At 37.7% G+C, this 16,802-nt stretch carries 14 protein-coding genes; 10 read left to right on the forward strand and 4 right to left on the reverse strand.

Going from position 1 to position 16,802, the window contains the following annotated elements:
* Positions 1–2: 2 nt before the first annotated feature.
* The 9 genes from ABD960_RS01985 (at position 3) to ABD960_RS02025 (ending at position 6,641) form a co-directional block, all read left to right on the forward strand.
* Entirely contained in the window at positions 3–548 is a 546-nt protein-coding gene (locus tag ABD960_RS01985) for a hypothetical protein (protein ID WP_345329236.1), read from the forward strand.
* 247 nt (positions 549–795) lie between these two features.
* Positions 796–2,151, forward strand: a complete 1,356-nt coding sequence (locus ABD960_RS01990) for a M23 family metallopeptidase (RefSeq protein ID WP_345329237.1) — start codon at positions 796–798, stop codon at positions 2,149–2,151.
* Positions 2,152–2,170: 19 nt separating this feature from the next.
* Positions 2,171–2,734, forward strand: coding sequence for a hypothetical protein (locus ABD960_RS01995; RefSeq protein ID WP_345329238.1), 564 nt, complete (start codon positions 2,171–2,173; stop codon positions 2,732–2,734).
* Between the two features lie 119 nt (positions 2,735–2,853).
* The gene (locus ABD960_RS02000) at positions 2,854–3,282 is read left to right on the forward strand and encodes a hypothetical protein (protein ID WP_345329239.1); all 429 of its coding nucleotides are present in this window, start codon (positions 2,854–2,856) and stop codon (positions 3,280–3,282) included.
* A 160-nt stretch (positions 3,283–3,442) separates the two neighbouring features.
* Positions 3,443–4,045, forward strand: coding sequence for a hypothetical protein (locus ABD960_RS02005; protein WP_345329240.1), 603 nt, complete (start codon positions 3,443–3,445; stop codon positions 4,043–4,045).
* A gap of 123 nt (positions 4,046–4,168) precedes the next feature.
* Entirely contained in the window at positions 4,169–4,345 is a 177-nt protein-coding gene (locus ABD960_RS02010; RefSeq protein WP_345329242.1) for a hypothetical protein, read from the forward strand.
* A 214-nt stretch (positions 4,346–4,559) separates the two neighbouring features.
* Positions 4,560–5,642 carry a hypothetical protein gene (locus tag ABD960_RS02015; protein WP_345329243.1) on the forward strand — a complete coding sequence of 361 codons (1,083 nt, stop codon included), beginning with the start codon at positions 4,560–4,562 and terminating at the stop codon, positions 5,640–5,642.
* A complete protein-coding gene (locus ABD960_RS02020) occupies positions 5,621–6,088 on the forward strand; it encodes a hypothetical protein (protein ID WP_345329244.1) in 468 nt (155 codons plus the stop codon). Before ABD960_RS02015 ends, ABD960_RS02020 begins: the two co-directional genes overlap by 22 nt.
* A gap of 46 nt (positions 6,089–6,134) precedes the next feature.
* Positions 6,135–6,641 carry a hypothetical protein gene (locus ABD960_RS02025; RefSeq protein WP_345329245.1) on the forward strand — a complete coding sequence of 169 codons (507 nt, stop codon included), beginning with the start codon at positions 6,135–6,137 and terminating at the stop codon, positions 6,639–6,641.
* A 108-nt stretch (positions 6,642–6,749) separates the two neighbouring features.
* Here ABD960_RS02025 and ABD960_RS02030 read toward each other — a convergent pair whose 3' ends face one another.
* Both ABD960_RS02030 and ABD960_RS02035 read right to left on the reverse strand, forming a co-directional pair.
* Positions 6,750–8,438 (reverse strand): hypothetical protein, encoded by a 1,689-nt coding sequence (locus ABD960_RS02030; protein WP_345329246.1) that lies wholly within the window; start codon positions 8,436–8,438, stop codon positions 6,750–6,752.
* A gap of 336 nt (positions 8,439–8,774) precedes the next feature.
* Positions 8,775–10,283: an NAD(P)/FAD-dependent oxidoreductase gene (locus tag ABD960_RS02035; protein ID WP_345329247.1), complete on the reverse strand. Its 1,509-nt coding sequence runs from the start codon at positions 10,281–10,283 to the stop codon at positions 8,775–8,777.
* Positions 10,284–10,486: 203 nt separating this feature from the next.
* Here ABD960_RS02035 and ABD960_RS02040 point away from each other — a divergent pair, with 203 nt between their 5' ends.
* Positions 10,487–11,650, forward strand: coding sequence for a carboxypeptidase-like regulatory domain-containing protein (locus tag ABD960_RS02040; RefSeq protein ID WP_345329248.1), 1,164 nt, complete (start codon positions 10,487–10,489; stop codon positions 11,648–11,650).
* Positions 11,651–12,443: 793 nt separating this feature from the next.
* Here ABD960_RS02040 and ABD960_RS02045 read toward each other — a convergent pair.
* Together ABD960_RS02045 and ABD960_RS02050 are read right to left on the reverse strand one after the other, a co-directional pair.
* A complete protein-coding gene (locus ABD960_RS02045; RefSeq protein WP_345329249.1) occupies positions 12,444–13,715 on the reverse strand; it encodes a purple acid phosphatase family protein in 1,272 nt (423 codons plus the stop codon).
* A 6-nt stretch (positions 13,716–13,721) separates the two neighbouring features.
* Positions 13,722–16,781 carry a TonB-dependent receptor gene (locus ABD960_RS02050; RefSeq protein ID WP_345329250.1) on the reverse strand — a complete coding sequence of 1,020 codons (3,060 nt, stop codon included), beginning with the start codon at positions 16,779–16,781 and terminating at the stop codon, positions 13,722–13,724.
* Positions 16,782–16,802 lie beyond the last annotated feature (21 nt).

Genomic DNA, 16,802 nt, shown 5'->3' on the forward strand with positions numbered 1-16,802 from the left:
TTATGAAGTATTTGGTGTTCTTTCTGTTATTTTTACTAATAAATAATTGTTTTGCCCAACAAATTAATGGCGATGCCAAATCTTTAAGTGAAACCATTACCAATTCGCTTTTCAAAACGTTTAAACCTAATAGAGATTCGGTAAATAATGTTTGTGAAAGGGGAATTGTATTCGCTTTATTCCAAATTCACAAAGGCCAAATTACAGATGTAACATTTTCTGGTGCTAAACGCCCATTTATTAAAATTGCATTGCAAAACGCGTTAGATTCAATCAATGTCAATCCGGCTAATATGTTGAAATTAATAAATGTCGAAAAGGTATTTCTCTTGCCATTGATTTACGACTTTCAAAATGGGTGTAAATTTCCAAAGTTTGTCGTCGGTAAATCTGATGACACATTCTACAAGCAATATTTAGATGTTTGGATGGAAAGAGACGTTTTGATGCCATCTATTATGAATATGCTGAACTTCAAACAAATAAAACATTTGGATAAAGAAGTGACATTGCTACCGCCCTTTACCATTGGAAACATGGGGCATTAATCAAGTAAGAAATAGCAATCCAGTTCACAGTTACCAGGAATAAACTTTTGTAAATGCTTGTAAAACAAACAAATAACTATAAGTTCTGATATAACCATAAATTAAACCAATAAACCTAACCTATGCAAAAACACTAAAAATTATACATCCTAAATATGCATAACAGAATTTTAGGATGTTTAGCGCTTTTCGTTAGCGCCTATCTGTTTAAACACAAACCTTAAATTACATTAACCTAAAATCACAAATGAAAAAAGGAACCTTATTCTCCTTATCACTATTATTTGGTATCTGTTTACTATTATTTGCTTGTAAGCGCGATATCGATAATTACTTACATGACCGTAAGGAAGCGCCGTCCATGTTGCTTGAATCTGCCAAGATTTACCATATGCAGCATTTACAAGTGGACGGTATTTTAAAACTCAAGCCACATTGGAAAGATGCGTGGATATTTAAACTACAAGATGGGGGTAGCGCCGTAGTTGTTCCATCGGATGAACACAGTGTTAATAGTAAAGATTTAAATATCAGACGTTTTTTCCTCTTTAAAGCTGGTGGAAATCAAATTAACGATGGCCTTATACTAGAACTCGTTGGCCAAAAATTTGATGTTAATGCCAACTTTGATTTGTTATTGAAGAATTATAATCAACGTACCATAACCGGTTTTAATGGTGCAATACTTCAATATGACGTAAATTATAAAGCAATTACATCCGCTATGTACAAGGACGGCGTTCGAGCAAACGCAGAAGTAAGTATTATTTCTCAGGCGAAAACTAAACCCATTAAAGCAGGTATAAGTGTAGGTCGTTTAAAAACAAGCGCATGTGGCAGTTATACGCCGGTATTAGTGGGTGTTCCGCCGGGTATTGCCGATGATTGTCAAGTTTTATTTTATGTGCAGACAACCACAGACTCGGACGGTTGTATTGTATCACAAGTATGGAATTACGTAAGTCATACTTGTCCAGGTACTTGTACAAGTTGTGGAGTAGGTAGTGGATCTGGTAGCGGTTCCGGAAGCGGATCCGGTAGTGGTTCAAGTACAGGCGGACCTCCATACGGCGGCGGCGGTGGTGGGACACCTTGTGCAGGTGACCCGATGTACAGACCTACAATTGCACCTACAGGAAGAGGCATTAATGGTGGTCGGTATGGCAATACGAGGGTAAATTCTGACGGAACGACAAAATTTCACGATGGTACAGATATAAAAATGACACCTAACACTGCAGTTGTATCAATGTATGGAGGAATAGTTACAGACGTGAGGAGTTCCTTCACCGCTGGACAATATGCCGAAAATTCATACGGAAATTATGTAACAGTGCAGTCTACACTCCCTGATGGAACGGTTGTCTCGTTAAAATATAATCATTTAAATGGAGTTAACGTAAGTGTAGGAAGTTCGGTGACCGGTGGATCAACCATCGGGCTGTCCGGAACAACGGGCAATGCCGCAACTAATGGTGTGATACCACACGTACACATTCAGGCGAAAACCTTGGTTAACGGCCAGTGGCAAAAAACCAACCCAGAAACTTACATTAGAACAAAGTTTGATACCGCTGGTGTACCAACAAACCCATGTAATTAATATATATAGTAATAATAAAATGAAAAATATTTTTTTAAAAATGATAATCTGTGTTTTGCCGATATGTGCGAACACATTACTTGCAAGCGCTGCTCATAGGCCTATCCCTAACTTGAGTACGTCATCGATACGATTTGCGTCAGTTGTTGATGTTATTGACGTAAATAAATTGTCACTGCGCGCTGGTACCAGTACAACATTTAATTCAATAGGCCAATTAATTGCACAGAACACCTTGGGAACACCCGTGTCAACAACTACTGAGAACTGGGAAACACTCGATGGAACAGCGACAATTTATAATTATAGTGGAGCCAAGGTTCAGTATTTTGGTGGGAAAATGTATGGTTATATTATAACCAGCTCTAATTGGAGTGTGGGTCAACAAGGCGGTCCTTATATTAAAGTTGGCAATAATTTAAGTACAGTGTCAACACTTTTGCCAAATTATAATTCAAATAAGATAAATGGTACATTGACAGCGCCAATATCAAAAAACGGAGTCGCGACAGATTCATATTTATATATAGAGTTTAATACAAGCACATCTATAATAACAAAAATTTCGATTAAAGATTATTAATTCATATATGGTTAATAATCTAACTAAAGGGCTTTTTTATAGGGATGAACAATTGTTCATCCCTATAAAAAAGTCCTTTAGTTATTTTTGCAGCTCTTTCAATCATTTATTTAGAGCGTATGGCTAAAGTTTCCGTAATAAATTCAACTGTATTCACTACATTATTTATCATAGTAAATGTGGTGGCAAAAGCGCAATCACCAAGTCGAGATACCTTGTTTTATTTGTTAAACCATTCTAAAACGGACTCTTTGGATAGAATGATCAACGAGGAAATAGCCGGTCCAAATGTGTTTTATAAACTCTTATGCAGTTGTATAAAGGGCGAAAAAATGCCGGTATTAAGAGGGAGTGTAAATTTAGAAGAATTGGTAAAAAAGGATATCAAGAAAATTGAATTTATTAAACTATCTTATCTGCTCGCATTAATAAAAGATAATTATCCTGATTTTTCAAAGAAGTATACTCTGTATTTCATCAAACCGAAAAATGACGGTTTTGTGCAGCAAAAAGTATATTTAATAATTGATGGACAAAAAGTAGATTAAGTTTGTTGTGTTTAAGAATATTCGGTAATATTCTTTTAAGTAATAGCCTTGCCAACATTGTTGTAAGTAGCACCGTTGGCAAGGCTTTATTATAATTGACAAATCTTAGCTGACAGTAAAAAGCTATCTACACGCTTTTCGCAACTTAACGCCCCAGCAAATGAAAAATTATCCAACAATTGCCCGTAAAATAAGAACGTATTTATTGGGGGCTTTAATCTTGCTAGGTACATCTGAGGCACTAGTATTTATTCTGTTAGCAGCGTTTTGGGTAAAACCCGCATTTAGTCAGACTAACTTTCGTGAAGTCAATGTGGTAGAAGTTGCAGTCTTTTCGCTTCCCAAAAACGCATCTAATGTTGCACCTGGAACAAAAAGGGTAGCAAGTGATAATTCAACATATGTAATCCCGAAATCCGCCACAGCTGCAAACATAGGTAACATCTTTATTCAACTAAACGGAGCTACCGGTAACACCGACCCTAATTATCTACAAAATTTGGAAAATAATTTTAAAGCTTTAGATAAATCATTGGGAGGTAAATCAGGTTGGAACTTTATAAATAAATTTTTCAACGATTACCATTTATTATTGATTGAACAATTGCATCCTTATGATGCAAATAACGCTAAATACACTTTTTTTTGCTTGTCTAAAGATAAACGGAGCGTTGTAAGTGGAGCTATAGAATTTCCTATGAAGGAACGTTTATCTGGTAAAAGGGAGTTAGATAAGTTGTTATCGAGTATTCATTTTAAATAGTAAGAATTTTTATAATCTTATAACAATTTTAGTTTTTTTCTAGGGATATATTTGATAATATCAAACAGTTAGCGCCTATCTGTTTAAACACAAACCTTAAGTTACATTAACCTAAAATCACAAATGAAAAAAGGAACCTTATTTTCCTTATCACTATTATTTGGCATTTGTTTACTATTATTTGCTTGTAAGCGAGATATCGATAATTATTTACATGACCGTAAGGAAGCGCCGTCAATGCTACTGGAATCAGCCAAAAATCTGGTACATGCAACATTTACAAAATGGATGGCACATTGAAGCTAAAACCTTATTGGAAAGATGCCTGGACGGTTAAGTCAACATCTGGCAAAACATTAATATTGGTGCTGCGCCCGAAAAACACATAGGCAATAAAGACATTAGTATAAGGCGTTTTTTTGTATTTGATGGAAACGGCACATCTGTTAATAATGGTATTATAGTAGAATTACTTGGGGTAAAATATGATATTAACGATCAGTTTGATTTCTTATTGAAAAACTATGATCGCGATAACATCACGGGCTTTAATGGTGATATACTTCAGTATGATGTAAATTACCAATTTATCAAAAGTGCAACTTTTGATAATGGCAAAAAAACGAATAAAGAAGCTCGGATTTCGCATATGGAATCTTCAACTATAAATGCAGGAAGTATTGGCGTAACAAACAGGCTAAAAACAAATACAACCTGCACTGACTTTGAACCCAGTTATGTTGGTTTTCCCGGACTTGTTGCCCCTCCCGGTTGTGTGTTTTGGTACCGGCAGGAAATAGAACGTGATGTAACAACTGGGTGTATGTTATCAAATGTCATATTTTATACTCATACACAATGCAATGGTGTGTGTACAAATTGTGGAAACGGATCAAGTAGCGCGGGCAACGGGAGTGGATCAGGCAGTGGAAGTGGTAGTGGTTCCGGCAGTAGTCCCGATTATGGTGGTGGAGGAACGACTCCTAAAAACATAGATGCTTTAATGAACGATCCGACAAGTCTGACATTGGCTCAAAAACAAAAGATACAAGCGACTTTAAACGAAATTACGAGTAACTGCTTAGGATCAGCTCTTTACAATTCGTTGAAAAACAATAATTTGAAGTTTGATTGGTATGTAAACTCTGCCTCATCCAATCCTGCATCTTACAATCCAACCTTAGAAAGAGTAGTCATAAAAGACGTTAATACTCTTGAGATGTCTCAATTACAAGAGGAGTTATTTCATGCAATGCAAAATCACACAATAAGTGGTGGGTCATCACAGTATCTTCCGCCAGCATCAGGATCTGCAAATATTGAGTTTGAAGCAAAATTAATACGTGATGTGAACGCAATGATTAATAATCAAGTTATCGGTAATGCCATTACTGGTGGAACATATGGAAATTGGTTAATTACGATAACTGATGGTGGTACCCATTTCCCCACATGGTCGGATGTTCAGCCTCAATATTTTAACTATTTAAATACATGGAAAAATCAACAGATAAATAATAACTATAGCAACACGAATGTGAACACAACATTAATTCCATTAACTACGTTTTCAATATGTCTTATTCCCAAAGATTGAAATCTGCGATAAATAAAAATATTATAGCCAATAAAAATAGTTATAGCATTCATAGTATACCTAATGATAAACAAATATCAATAAGCAATTCATCCAACCGTTTAATAAATCAAAAAGCAAATTATGTACCTACGGATTTCTCGGCAAGTTTAAAAAGCAACTACGTTATAACGAAATCCTTCAAAGAAGTGTTTACAGGTCAGCGGGCCAAAGAGTTGGCCACAGAGAAATTTCTATATTTATCTTTTTATGTAAATCATAACGGCCAGCCCATGGAGCTTCAATTTTTAGCACCTGAAAACACATCGTTAACTCCAAACGAGATTGAAAGTTTAGAAAAAGCCTTAAAACGTAATGTAGTCTTCAAAGTGTCAGGCACAAACCTTGAAAAGGGAAATTTTTACGAAGTCTCTTTTTTAGCAAAATACAATAACATTTTTAAATAGGTAAAAAGTATGGTACAGCCCTTGTATTAATTAAGCACTTTTTCATATGAAGGGTCTAACTACCATATGCAGCCTTTTCTATATCATAGTACAAACAACAGGCAGCGACGTTATAAACTTTTCCCTCCCGGAAAATACTGTTAAACTTTCTACCCAACAGTTTACACAATTCTCCAAGAGCAAGTTAAAAATTAGTACGCTGGATAATGATACAAGGGCGCATTATCAAAATGGCGATATAATACTTGCTTTTTGGGATGCAGTACGTCCTTTATTTACTGAGCGGACGCTTGAGTCAAAGCAAAAGGTAAGTGCCAGTATTTTGAAAAGAACAAAGAAAAATGCTGCTATAAAACGTTCGGAAATTATTACCGTAAACAATATACGGTATTTAATATTTCAGTATGAGGTTAATGATAGCGGTAAAATAATATTCAATTCAGATTATTATAATGACAAAAACTTGCGAGGGGAGCTGACATACAACTTTGCCGATAGGGATAAAGCCAACGAATTGTTAAACCAAATACTCAACAGTTCAAAACTACGGTAATCAAGCTTCGAAAACTTGCTTAAATTACTTGTATATGCCTTGGTGGTTCAATACCTGCCAGGGCATATTTACATTATATACTATCAAAGTTACATGTGGGAGTTTAGTTCAAAATATAAATACAAGCTGAAAGCATAACCCTGCAAACAGAAAGCCCGCTATAAAACACTGATAAACGAAGCGTATTGCTTTGTTTTTAATAATAGCAAAGCCAGCGCCTAAAACAAAAGCAAGTGGCAATAAAAATGGAAATATATATCTGAAATCAGCCGAGGATGCATAAGGATAATAGATCCTGAAAATAATCATCATGAAAAGTAATGTGGCAAAGTTTGCCAAAATAGCTATACTGCCATATTTATAACACTTTAAGCATGCCCTAAGCCCCCAAATTACAGTAAGCGGTATAAATGTCAATAAAAACAAGCTCATTATTTGGGCAATTAGCTGTAGGGTTCTATCATCAAACCCAAACTCGCCAAACATGCTTGATTTAAGCAGGAAAAACCAAAAATAATTTCTGCCTTTGGCATCATCAAACGAGTCGGTAAAGGGCGTTTCTACAAAATGTACAGGGTTTAAAAATAAGTAATTCAATGGTTTATTTTGAACAATGGCATTTGCCCCCAAGCCATTTACGTTACCTACAATCAGCCTGGTGCCCGGATCAATCATCCATTGTTCAATTTTTTGATGAAAGGAAAAATAACAGGTAAGCAAAAACGCTGATATAAAAATCACGTATTGACGTTTGTGTTGTTTAACGTAGTTTTTCACTCCTCTGTTGCGATGCAGATCTATCGCTAATAAAAAACCCAATAATATATAAATTATAAATCCATTGGTTTTAGCCCAAACACAAAGTGAACACGTTGCAATGGCAATGTATAAATTTAAGGATTGCTTTGTTAACCACCATTTGCTGGCGAAATAAAAAGCTACGGAAAATAAAGTGTCAAAAAGAATATCGTTGCCTGCGCGAACGCCTATAAAATTGTTTGATGGCCAAAAAAGAAATATGGCAGCCGTAATGATGAATATATGTTTTCTTACGTTTTCAGGACTATTAAGGTTAGGCGTCTTAAAATATAAGTCTATTGTTTTTAAACCGAAGAAATAATAGACCGCGAAAAGTGCGCCAGATAGGCATTGAAGATATTTACCGAATTCAGAATCATCATAAGGATTAGCTAAATTCACTACAGGGTACATTAGTGCAGCAATACGATAATAAAGCGAAGGATGGTAAAATAACCAACCTCCGGTAGCTACCGGAGATTCTCCGTGATTAATAAGATACCTTACATATTCTAAATGCCCGTTGATGTCATAAGAGTATTGATCATGGGGCAATCTGAACAAAAAGCAATACAATAATATTATTGCAAAAGTATACATAACGGCAGTTAGCTTACCATGTATCATTTTTTCTTTAACGTATATTATTGCCGGAAAAAAGAATGTTCCTAAAAACACAATTACAATAAATACTTTAATCGTAGGCTCATCAGGCACCAAATACGAAAGTATAGTGAGCGTAATTAGTAATATTAGCATTGCTATACCGACAACTAAATATTTCCGGTAATATTTAATATTGCAACTAACGTATGTAATAAAATCAAGCCTGAGTGATTTAAGATTGATCAACGGTAATATGAGAATTACAAGCAAGCCTATCCAGTACTTATCATAAAACGTAGTATCGTATAAACTAACCTTTAAACGGCTATCATCACTGGAAATTTTTATTTCAATGTTGTTTTCACCTGGCTTAAGTAAATGTTTAATAGCCAAATATTGCCCATTTTTATCATCACAGTTGTTTGAAGCAAAATAGCTTTGGTCGATCTCCTTATCGTTTATAATGAGTTCGGTAACACATTTGTTCTGTATCAATTGTAATGTACCGTGAAAGATGAACGAGTTTAATACTGAAAGTTTTACCGTATATATTCCACTAACGCCAATACTATCATTTACATAAGGTAGTCTGATACCAACCTCGCTGCCGTTAGGAGCTATCAAAACAGCGTCAGATAAATTAGGCCGTGTTTTTTGTATAAATACGAAAGAGATTAGCAATAAGCACACTGCAAATACCAGGTACAATAACCTTGATTTCATGATAAATTATTTAGGCTCCTCTTGCGTTTCATGGTAACTTTTTTCGGTGTTTAACGTCCAGAGGTTATTTTTGTCATCAATTCCATTGATAATATTGTCAACCGCTACCATTGCAGTAAGCATTGAGTGATCCTGATTATTATATTTATGCATACCATTTCGCCCTATGAGATACATGTTTTTGAATCTGTCCGTATACTGCCGGATCTTGTCAAACTCGTTATAAGTACCAAAATAGGCCGGATAAGCTTTAGGTTCTCTAATTATCGTCGCATCCAAAACGGCTTCACAGGTGACGAATTTTAATTTTTGTAGTTCGGCAACCGCAAACGCAATAAAATCTTCATCCTTTTTTTGCCAGAGCCCATCGCCTTCGTTGCAAAAATATTCTAAACCCAACCACATATGCTTACTATCTGCTACGAGGTAAGGGCTCCAGTTATTAAACAGTTGTAATCTGCCAATAGCAACATCATTTTCCTGTATATAAATCCAGTTGTCTTTCGGCATTGTACCCAAAAGGTTTTCAAACACTTTACCGTCAACTAACAGGCCTACCGTAATAAAATCCCGGTATACTAATCCTTCCGCTATTCTGCTTATTTCGTTTGGTACTTTAGCTCCCATAGCTTTTATGAGGCCTTTTACAGGCATTGTTGAAAAAACGAAAGTTCCTTGATAAACGGCGGTTTTACCATTAGAGTCAATAGATTTTACTTCAACTTGATTTTCGGCTAACCATTCAATACTTTGTACGGTTTGATCGAATATGATGGTACCAGTTAATTTTTGTACTTGATTTGCAACTTCTTCCCATAATTGGCCCGGACCATGTTTGGGATACATAAATTGATTAATCAGGCTGGTTTCAACTTTAGCATTTGTTTTGCCTTTGTTGAAAAAATTACTGATTGCATGTGCCATTGTTTTTGATATAGATAACCCTTTTATCCGTTGGGCGCCCCACTCGGCGGTTATTTGATTACAGGGTACACCCCAAACTTTTTCAGTATAATCTTTAAAAAACGTTCGATATAGTACGATACCAAAGCGATTGATAAAAAAATCTTCCAGGGTGTTTTCATTTTTTCTCGGACTGATTTTCACAAAAGCGTAGGAGGTGAAAATTGCAATCAGTCGTATAACCCCGAGGTTTTTCACAGTTTTGAAATTTAGCCTTAAGGGATAATCAAAAAACCTGCGTAAATAAAGTATACGGGAATGGCGCTCCCGTTTAAGCATTATTAAATTGTTCGGATGTTGAGCATTATTTAGTGCATCCTCGTGAGGAAGAAAGTTTTCCCACCAAGCAGTAACACGTTTAGATTTTGAAAAAAAACGATGTCCGCCTATGTCAATTTTGTTACCCTTGTAATCTACCGTCCTGGAAATTCCTCCTACAACATTGCTTTTCTCAAGTATAACGGGCAAAATATCCGTTCTTTTTAATAATTCATAAGCAGCGGTGAGTCCGGCTGGTCCGGCACCTACTATAATGGCTATTTTTTTACACATAAAGTAAATTGGTGGTAAATAGATTTATGCTTTATGTCTAAGTACCTGAGGGTTGGATGTGACAAAGGGTTAATAGGCATGTTTGTAATCGGTTTAATTGGCTTATCGCAATATAATAAATTAGGCAATAATTTATCAATAGTTAAAAGTCATTATTTTGTATCTTGCTTAAATTTTGCTAATAAACCTAATGCCTGATTTGTATGCGCTGTTGTAACATATTTTTACAGGTTCCAAATTTTAAAAGAGTTTTCATTTTCTTTTACGTTCTTACTGCCGTATTGCTTGGCTTATCGTCATCCTCAGCCGGTCAATCACTTCACTCACTTTCCGGAAGTATTACTGACAGTTTGGACAGGCCTTTGGCATCCGCAACGGTGTTCATTGTCGGGATGAAAAAAATAACCAGTACCAGTAATAAGGGGGCTTTTGGGTTTGAAGGGTTACATCCAGGCACTTATCAACTTTCTGTATCTATGGTCGGTTTTGCAAAACACACTCAAACTGTTTTTATTTCTGACCTATCAGTCAATGTTAATATTAAACTAAAGCCGGTTACCGTTCAACTCACAGAGGTAACTGTCAATGTGATGGGGAAGAAGGAACGGGAAAACTATTTTAAAGTTTTCCAAAAAGTATTTTTGGGAGAGACCGCTAACAGTAAAAAATGCCGCATTGTTAATCCTGATGTTATCAACCTAACGTATGATAAGAAAGCGGGTGTTCTTAACGCTTACGCGGACGAAATAATTGTTATTGAAAACAAAGCATTAGGTTATAGTATTCAATATTCGCTTGTTAATTTCAGTTATCAAATTGCACAGGATAATGCTAGTTTTTTTGGTAACGGTGCCTTTGAAGAATTGCCTGCAGATGCAAAACAAAAAGAAGATTGGGAAGCAGCAAGAGCAAAAGCTTACTATGGTTCAATAATGCATTTTTTTAGGGGGCTTTACAAAGGTAATGCTCGGAGAGAGGGTTTTATCATTCATCAGGCTTTTGAGCGCGTACCAGCATTAGGTGGATTAGACGAGCACGAATACGTTTACATTGATCCAAATGAAATCGATCCGCATGTGATAACCAAACTTGGACCAGATAGTTTAATGAGATTGCAGTTTACTAAGTTGTATATTACTTACGCACCTAAGCAGGCAATTAAACCCCAGCTAATGATAGTCGACGGGCAAAAAAAGCCTGTGCCTGTTGTAAGTAACTGTACATTGTTTTATTTATTAGCTGACGGTACTGCGATCGACCAAAAAGGTGACGCATCTAACCACCAAGGTTATACAGTTCAAGGGAATATGGCCTTGCGCCGCGTTGCAGATCAGCTTCCCTTTGAATATACCTTAAAAGGCAAATAGCTATTGCTGAATTCCAGCAGTTAATATCCTTTCATATAAAGCGATTCCGAGAATGTTGATCAGGCCTTGATAAATCCGGTTTATCAAGGCCTTAAATCATCTTTGATATAATTTTAAAGCAGTTATTTGAAAGATGATGGATGGAACCGCCTTAACTTTAAGAAAGACCAAGTACTATTCGTTTTAAAATCTCAATTAAAAAACTACTTGGGGTTGAAAGCTTTACCTAAAGAAGATATCAACAAATAGAACAGACCTTCCTTGTTAACCGAGGATGGCATTTAGATGATTTGAAACAAGGGGTTTTGACACAAAAAAACCGCTTAATTCAACGAATTAAGCGGTTTCGGTGAGTTTTGAACTCTCTAAGCGGAAATGGATGGGACTCGAACCATTCGTGTTTCGCTTTGATTATCAAGGGTTTTATAATGCCTAATTTAGCAAGTCACCGAATTGGTCACGAGGTTAAATTATCATGATTTTAAAGAATTTTAACGTACAAATTTACTAAAAGAAATATTATAAATCCTAAACCTAAAAATGATACTCTATCTCTAATCAATAATTTCATCAACGACACTTCAGACGGCTAAAGAAAAATGAGCGACCTTATTGGATAGATAGCTAAAACAGTATCCATAAGTGGTAAGGGCTTACAGTTTTCACCCGGTTGATAATCTCACGTCATAATTTTCGTACGGATCAAGTAACGTAATCCTGTATAATCAGGCTTAACAATTTTTCTGATATCAAACGATACAGGAGTGGGAATCGACTCCTGTATCGTTTGTGACTATTTTTTCAGATCGATAATCTCAGCTGCTTTGTTTATTGTTTTTTTAATTAATTTAAAACTGTCAAAAATGTCGCCTGACGCTTTATAAGCATGGTAGTTTAGGGTGTCGCCATCTATTGAAATGATCTGGAACAATTGCGTATCTTCTGCGAACACGTCCATCCAATGCGGCTCTACATCGATCTTGTACATTTTTGGGCCGGCTACTGAAACCACATACATCGGGCCGCCAACTTTGCCCGAAACACCGGTGGGCAGGTTTTGCCCACGGCTGTACGTATGGTCATGCCCCTGCATTAACAGGTCAACATGGTACTTTTCAAAAAGTGGTTTAAAAACTTCGCGAAACTCTTTATTATCACGCCCTTTTGCAGTGGAATATATCGGGTGATGGTAAGTAATCATCGTCCATTTTTGCGGGTTGTTTTTTAGCACATCCTCCAGCCATCTCGCCTGAATTTTCAGCGAAGCAGAATCCAGTACGATCATTTGCGAATTCAATGATATAATTCTGACGTTTGCATAATCAATGTAATATACAGATTCTTTTAGGCCTTCAGGGCCATTTTCTGGCAGGGTGTACTGCGCTTTCCAATGCGGGTCGAGCGTAAGCGTTCGTTGCTCATCACGAAAATATTCATGATTACCGGAGGAAGGGATACTGGGTATCATCCCGTTAATAAAACCGCCGCCAAAATGCCACTCGCCCCATTCATTATCGTTGTTAGATCGATTGATAAGATCTCCGGCGTGTACGATAAACCGTGCGTCGCCATGGGTGGCAAATGCCCGCCTGATAACCCTCGACCATTTTGAACGGATGTCGTTCTGCGCATCGCCCAGATAAATGAAAGAGAATGCCTCACTTTTTGCAGGCGCGGTTTTAAATTGAAACCATTCACTCCAAATATTTCCATCGCCTACACGGTAGGTATAAACCTGGTTTGGCTTCAAATCCTTAAAAGTAACGCTGTGATAGTTCGCTTTCTCGTACTCTTTTCCACTCAAGCTTGATAAAGTGGCAGCATACTCTTTTGATTCCGGCTTCTCCAGCTTAGGAGAACTGTTTTCTATCAGTATTTGCCCAAAACCTTGTTTAACTGTAGTGTCTGTACGCCAGGTTACAGATTGTGTACGCGCAGGATTATCAGACCAGGTAAGAATAATACGATCAGGCACCGGCCCTGCTTTGAATGACTGCGCATATGTTTTAAACCCTGCTACAGTGAAAATGGCCAATAAGGCGGTTTTTATAAATATGTTTTTCATTAGCAATTAATTGAATGGAGTGTACTTGAAACCAATATTGGCCCAGCGTGAATAAAACTTATGGTCATTCGGGCGTCCGTCACCGTAGTCGAGAATGATTTGCGCATTGTTAATGTTGCTGATGCCCATAAAGATGGAAAAGCCATTTCCTATCTTTTGTGATGCGGAAAAGTCAAGCTGGATACGGCCTTTTTCCATCAGGTCATTGGCTTGCACATCAGCCAGTTCTGATATAAAGGTTTCATAAAAGTTGAGTGAAAGGCGGCCTGAAAACCCGTATTTCTCATAGGATAGGGCAGCGTTACCCACTTTTGGGCACATAGATGGCAATCTTACTGTGCGCTCGCTAACAATTCCCGGAACTTTAAATTTTGACTGTATCTGTGTGTAATTCCCGTAAATGCCAAAACCATTCAAAAATCCCGGCAAAAAGGTTAGCTGCTGTTGCCAGGCAAGTTCAAAGCCATACACACGAGCATTTGCACCGTTCACAGTTTGTGTTACCTGATAACCATTGAAATCACCGCCTTGCTGGGTATAAATACTCTCGTAAATATAGTCGTTCACGTTTTTGTAAAATACGCCACCTGATAAAAGGCCAAGCGATTTGAGATAATGCTCAAAAAGAAAATCAAAGTTAGTAGAGGTAGCCTGATCTAAGCCGGGATTACCAATCTTCATGCGTCTGCGGCGCGGTTCAACCTCTTGCCAGGGCACCAGATCATAATATGCCGGTCGCGATAAGGAGCGGGTGACCGCAGCGCGCAAATTGGTGCGTTGATCAAGCGCGTATCTTAAGTTTAGGCTTGGAAAAAAACCATCAAATGACGAGTTAGTGTTAACCTTATTTGTACTAACATATTTACCGGTATTATCAAAGTTTACGATATTACCATTATAACTGAATCCGGTTCGCTCAAAACGTACGCCGGCAATAATATCCAGCTTATCAAGCGTAAGTTTGCCCATGCCATAACCGGCTGCAACGTTCTCACTGCCGCTGTATGAATCCGGGTCGGTGTTTTGGCGGATATAGGTAATATTATCCTCAAATAAATTTTTGTTGCTTTGGTAGTATTGCTCCATTTTATATCCGTCGGCAATGGCACCGGAAAGATTGTATTTGCCGTCAAAGTATTTTTTGCGTTCATAATTACCCAAAAAGTCCGTCAAAGTCAGCTCTCCGGTTTTTAGGGTATACTGATAATAGCTACGGGTATGGTCATCTTCCTTGTACTTATAACGGCCGCCAAATTTTACCATTAGTTTATTTTTTGTACTCAGGTCAAACGTACGTTGTATGTTGGCTGTTGCCTGGCCGTCTTTATCATGCGCAATCTGATGGCGGTTGGTATAATAATTCGTTTTATAATTCGCAGAATTGTTTGGATCAATGTTTCCAAAATTGAATTGCGGAGCGCGCGGATTGGAGATATCCAGTTCGGCGGATAATCCTTCGTTTGCAAAATAGCCATCATAATAAAGCGGCTGATCGTACAAACCGGCGGAGTAAGTCAGGTCTGCATTGGCTTTCCAGTTATTAAACTCCGTTTTGTAACCTAATGAAAGCATGGTCAGGTTCCTGTTGTAATTCCTTGGAGTGCCGCTCGAACCGATAGTAACATCCGTTAACTCATTCAGATTGGTATATTCACCTATGCTGTAACTTTTGGTGCCCCTCGTTTGCAACTCATAAAACTTATTGTATGATCCTCTCAAATAAAACTGGCTTTTTTCTGTCGGAAAAAAATCAAGCTCGGCTTGTACGCCGATGTTTTCCCGTTTCAGGTCAGTGCCTTCCAGTTCAAGGTTTGAAAGCATCAGCTTCTCCTCGCCATTGATCTCGTAAGTGTCATAATCCTTTTGTACACGATCCTCTCCGCGGAAGCTTTTGCTATAATTTATACCGGCAAGGTAGCCCCATTTATTCCGGCGTTTACCATAGGTAAAGGCACCATCAAAATTTTGCTTTTCCACCAGAAAGTTGTGGCCGAACGAACCTTTTACCTGTAATTGTTCCTGTCCTTGTTTAGGCGTTTTTGAGATGATGTTTACTGATCCGGCTGTAGCATCGGCATCCATATCCGGTGTAAGTGTTTTGTTAACCTCGATAGCCTCAACCGTTGTAGAAAGTATACCATTCAAATCAACATCGCGTGAGCTTGTAGAGGTAGAAGGTAGCCTGTTGCCATTTAATGTTATTGACCCCATGGATTGGTCGAGTCCCCTGATGATTACATTACGCGGTAGGCCGTAGCTATAATCAACTGCAAGGCCCGGAACACGTTGCATCGCTTCACCTACGGTTGCATCCGGAAAGCGCTCGATCTGTTCTTCTGACAATACATACTTAACATTGTCTGCATTCCGCATGTTACTCAAGGCAACGGCTTCACCCCGTCTTATGCCGCTGATGGTTATACCGCTTAGGTTATTGCTGGCACTCGCCAATTTAAGCGTTACTGTTTCTGTTTTGCCTTCCTGAACATCCACAGCAAACTCATTACTGGTATAACCTATGTAAGTGATTTGTAACACTGCCTTTCCGGCAGGCACGTTAGAAAATATAAAGTGTCCGTTCAGGTCGGTAACTACTTTTTGGTTAGTACCTTTTAAAACTACGGTAGCGTATGGCAGCACCTTTTCATTCTGCGCATCTTTAACGTAACCCGTAATGCTGCCAGGGCGCGCTTCTTTTGCAGGTGCCGGTTTTAATTTAATGATTATAACGCCATTGGTTTCAACCATCATAAGGCGGTTTCGGTTAAGAACGGGCACAAGTATCTGCCTTGCAGTCTTATGGCTTTCGTTTACTGTTACCTGCTGGGCAGCTACCTCCGCGTTAGTATACACAAAACTTACCTTGGTTTTTTGTTCAATTGCCTTAAATAACTCCGACAGGTGGGCGTTTTGCATTTTCAGGCTGATGGGCATGTCTAAGCCGGTTTGGCCGTTGGCCGGTGATGCATAAAGCAGGTTAATAAATAGTGCGGAAATAACAATATATACGAAACTGATACGCATAATTAATTTCATAGGGCGGGCAGCCCCACTAAAATTTTTCATAATTTTGGGTGTGTTTAAATT

The sequence above is a fragment of the Mucilaginibacter defluvii genome, assembly GCF_039543225.1.
Classification (GTDB): Bacteria; Bacteroidota; Bacteroidia; order Sphingobacteriales; family Sphingobacteriaceae; genus Mucilaginibacter; species Mucilaginibacter defluvii.

Bases quoted from the DNA above. Each gene is read 5' to 3' on its own strand.
- ABD960_RS02050 (WP_345329250.1), bottom strand. From the start codon at position 16,781: ATGAAAAATTTTAGTGGGGCTGCCCGCCCTATGAAATTAATTATGCGT.
- ABD960_RS02035 (WP_345329247.1), bottom strand. From the start codon at position 10,283: ATGTGTAAAAAAATAGCCATTATAGTAGGTGCCGGACCAGCCGGACTC.
- ABD960_RS01990 (WP_345329237.1), top strand. From the start codon at position 796: ATGAAAAAAGGAACCTTATTCTCCTTATCACTATTATTTGGTATCTGT.
- ABD960_RS02005 (WP_345329240.1), top strand. From the start codon at position 3,443: ATGAAAAATTATCCAACAATTGCCCGTAAAATAAGAACGTATTTATTG.
- ABD960_RS02025 (WP_345329245.1), top strand. From the start codon at position 6,135: ATGAAGGGTCTAACTACCATATGCAGCCTTTTCTATATCATAGTACAA.
- ABD960_RS02010 (WP_345329242.1), top strand. From the start codon at position 4,169: ATGAAAAAAGGAACCTTATTTTCCTTATCACTATTATTTGGCATTTGT.
- ABD960_RS02000 (WP_345329239.1), top strand. From the start codon at position 2,854: ATGGCTAAAGTTTCCGTAATAAATTCAACTGTATTCACTACATTATTT.
- ABD960_RS01995 (WP_345329238.1), top strand. From the start codon at position 2,171: ATGAAAAATATTTTTTTAAAAATGATAATCTGTGTTTTGCCGATATGT.
- ABD960_RS01985 (WP_345329236.1), top strand. From the start codon at position 3: ATGAAGTATTTGGTGTTCTTTCTGTTATTTTTACTAATAAATAATTGT.
- ABD960_RS02040 (WP_345329248.1), top strand. From the start codon at position 10,487: ATGCGCTGTTGTAACATATTTTTACAGGTTCCAAATTTTAAAAGAGTT.
- ABD960_RS02020 (WP_345329244.1), top strand. From the start codon at position 5,621: ATGTCTTATTCCCAAAGATTGAAATCTGCGATAAATAAAAATATTATA.
- ABD960_RS02045 (WP_345329249.1), bottom strand. From the start codon at position 13,715: ATGAAAAACATATTTATAAAAACCGCCTTATTGGCCATTTTCACTGTA.